Source organism: Candidatus Nanopusillus massiliensis, assembly GCF_920984865.1.
The window spans coordinates 570,178-572,307 of record NZ_OV100765.1 but is presented as its reverse complement, the minus strand read 5'-3'; the positions used below and the strand labels follow the sequence as shown (position 1 = coordinate 572,307).

The following is a 2,130-nucleotide window of genomic DNA, read 5'->3' as shown; positions in this document are numbered from 1 at the left end:
CCGTCATGGCGAGAACCGGTCTAAACCCTGATGGGCCCGAAAGGGTTATGCTGAGGCCTTCCGGCAATGAAAAGGGAAAGGATGCGATTCGGGGCGATCGTACCGAAGGCCAGAGAGGTCCCCTGGGTGAGAATCCTAAGGCCGTGGGGGTCAAGCCGGTTAAGGAACTAGGCAAAATGGCCCCGTAACTTCGGGAGAAGGGGTGCCTGCGGTGTGGGCCGCAGGTCGCAGTGACAAGGGCGGGCGGACTGTTTACCAAAAACACAGCTCCCAGCAAGCTCGTAAGAGGTTGTACTGGGGGTGACGCCTGCTCAGCACCGGTATCTGAATCCCCCGTTCAAGGGGGGTAAGCCCCGGTAAACGGCGGGGGTAACCCTGACCCTCTTAAGGTAGCGTAATGCCTTGCCAGTTAAATGCTGGCTCTGCGAACGACGTAACTAGCCCGGCACTGGCCCGGGCCGGCGCCCCCTGAAAAGCTATCCTGGTGAGAAGGCCAGGGACTTCCGATGGGTAAGAAGGACCCCGTGAAGCTTAACCGTAGCCTGTTGTTGCTCTGAAGAACCTGGTGTGTAGGGTAGCGGGGAGCAATGAATTCCTGCCGCTAGGTAGGAAGGATGCGACGATGAAACACCCGCCTCTAGGTTCTTCAGGGCTAACCCGAAGGGGGACAGCAGCAGGTGGGCGGTTTGGCTGGGGCGGCACCCTGGCCGAAAAGGTATCGGCAGGGTCCATAAGGTGCAGCTCAGGCGGGTCAGGAATCCGCCGTAGAGGACAAGGCCAAAAGCTGGCTTGACTGTGCCCTGACCATCAAGGGGCACAGGGGGGAAACCCGGGCCTAGCGAACCCCGTACTCTCCCTAGTGGGGGTACGGGCTGGCGGAAAAGCTACTCCGGGGATAACAGCGCCGTCGCGGGCGAGAGCTCAAATCGACGGAGCGGTTTGGCACCTCGATGTCGTCTCTTCCCATCCTGGTGGTGCAGAAGCCGCCAAGGGTTGGGCTGTTCGCCCATTAAAGTGGTACGCGAGCTGGGTTCAGAACGTCGTGAGACAGTTCGGTCCTATCTGTCGTGGGCGTTGGATATTTGAGAGGAGGCTGCTCCTAGTACGAGAGGACCGGAGTGGACGAACCTCTGGTGTTCCGGTTGTCACGCCAGTGGCATTGCCGGGTAGCTATGTTCGGAAGGGATAACCGCTGAAAGCATCTAAGCGGGAAGCCCACCTCAAGATTAGATATCCATTAAAGGGTCGGATAAAAGATCCGACTCAGAGCGGCGGTGNAAGCTCCGAAAAGGAGTTCAGCCGACCGCTTGAAGTTCCCGTGAGACTATATATTCCCTCGACCCCAAATTTTATTCAATATTATAATATCTCAAAACATTCTCTTTATTATAATAATACATTTGTATAATTTTACTATATGTTTGAAAATCTGAAATATTTAGTTCAGATAACCTATATAATAATTTTATCCTTGTAATATATTCTTCATACAATTCTTTATATCTTATTCCATAATCATTTTCAATTAATCTAAATAAATATTTTTTAGGATTTTCTAAATATTCTCTTTTAAAAGGATTCCATCTATATGCAATATTAAATCTATTATATTTTATAATTTCATTAACTTCTTTAATTCTTGATGGATTTGTTCCAAGAAAATTATCATATTGATTATTACAACAACATTTAATNATTCAATTAATGATGGAGATAAATTTATTGGAGGTGTTGTTAATCTACTTATTAATGCTTTTGTACTTTCAGCATCCACTGTTGATAAAGAGGAATGACCAGAAGCCATACCCTGGAACATTACATATGCTTCCTCTCCTCTTACTTCTCCAACAATTACATAATCTGGTCTTTGTCTAAAAGACATTCTTAATAATTCAAACATATCAATTTCACCTNTTTTTATCAGAAGAATATTTNNNTAAGGAAGGAATCCAGTTTGGATGATATAATTTTATTTCTCTTGTATCTTCAATTGANACAATCCTAGCATTTGGTGGTATAAACATTGATATTGCATTTAGCATTGTTGTTTTTCCAGAAGCAGTACCTCCTATTACGATTATATTTTTTCTAAATTCTACTGCTAACCATAGATATGCAAATATCTCCGGA

3 protein-coding genes and 1 rRNA gene (2 of these 4 cut by a window edge) are annotated in these 2,130 nt (G+C 46.4%); 1 reads left to right on the top strand and 3 read right to left on the bottom strand.

The window, feature by feature from the left end:
• Positions 1 to 1,331 (top strand): 23S ribosomal RNA (locus tag LUA84_RS03700); it begins 1,616 nt to the left of the window's first position.
• Positions 1,332 to 1,349: 18 nt separating this feature from the next.
• Here LUA84_RS03700 and LUA84_RS03695 read toward each other — a convergent pair.
• The 3 genes from LUA84_RS03695 to LUA84_RS04510 all read right to left on the bottom strand — a co-directional run.
• On the bottom strand, positions 1,350 to 1,493 hold the full coding sequence (locus tag LUA84_RS03695; protein WP_231434497.1) for a hypothetical protein: 144 nt from the start codon (positions 1,491 to 1,493) through the stop codon (positions 1,350 to 1,352).
• A 119-nt stretch (positions 1,494 to 1,612) separates the two neighbouring features.
• Positions 1,613 to 1,882, bottom strand: a complete 270-nt coding sequence (locus LUA84_RS03690) for an ATPase, T2SS/T4P/T4SS family (RefSeq protein ID WP_457913393.1) — start codon at positions 1,880 to 1,882, stop codon at positions 1,613 to 1,615.
• A gap of 25 nt (positions 1,883 to 1,907) precedes the next feature.
• Positions 1,908 to 2,130: the 3' portion of an ATPase, T2SS/T4P/T4SS family gene (locus LUA84_RS04510; protein WP_457913392.1), read on the bottom strand. 89 nt of this gene lie beyond the right edge of the window; 223 of the gene's 312 nt are visible here — the last part of the coding sequence; its start codon lies off the right edge, out of view — the gene reads right to left on this strand; the stop codon is at positions 1,908 to 1,910.